A 529-nucleotide genomic window follows, 5' to 3' on the forward strand; every position below is an offset into this window, starting at 1 on the left:
CTGGTTTATCCATAACAAAAACCTCACCAATTTATTTGATGAGGTAATCATATCGTTTTGCGACCATCAATCATAGACGGTCAGTTATTAGGTGCTTACGGACTACACTGGTTGGCAAACACCACCACATTTAGGCTGAAGTCTCTGGGTTCCCGTTATCCACCTAAACTCCTATTACCTAAAAAGAGCAGACTAGGTTATTACACCCAGTCTGCCCAAAACCATAATCACGCATTGTATCATGACCATCTTACCTAAGCCGCTTATTGGATTTGAACCAACGACCTCTTCCTTACCATGGAAACGCTCTACCTCCTGAGCTAAAGCGGCATACTCTCATTATCGCTGTTTTTTCGAATATTGACAATAAAAAAAGAACCCAATCACTGGGTTCTTTCGTTCGCGTGGCAACGTCCTATCCTCGCAGGGAGCGATCCCCCAACTACTATCGGCGTGCTAAAGCTTAACTTCCGTGTTCGGCATGGGAACGGGTGTATCCTTTAGGCTATCGCCACCACACTATAAGAGA

General features: G+C 44.6%; 1 tRNA gene and 1 rRNA gene. Both read right to left on the minus strand.

The window, feature by feature from the left end:
* Positions 1-257 precede the first annotated feature (257 nt).
* Positions 258-330: transfer RNA gene (locus HEQ50_RS12620), tRNA-Thr, on the minus strand.
* 72 nt (positions 331-402) lie between these two features.
* Positions 403-519, minus strand: a 5S ribosomal RNA gene (gene rrf, locus HEQ50_RS12625).
* Positions 520-529 lie beyond the last annotated feature (10 nt).

It is taken from the genome of Lactobacillus sp. HBUAS51381 (assembly GCF_012641095.1).
GTDB lineage: Bacteria > Bacillota > Bacilli > Lactobacillales > Lactobacillaceae > Levilactobacillus.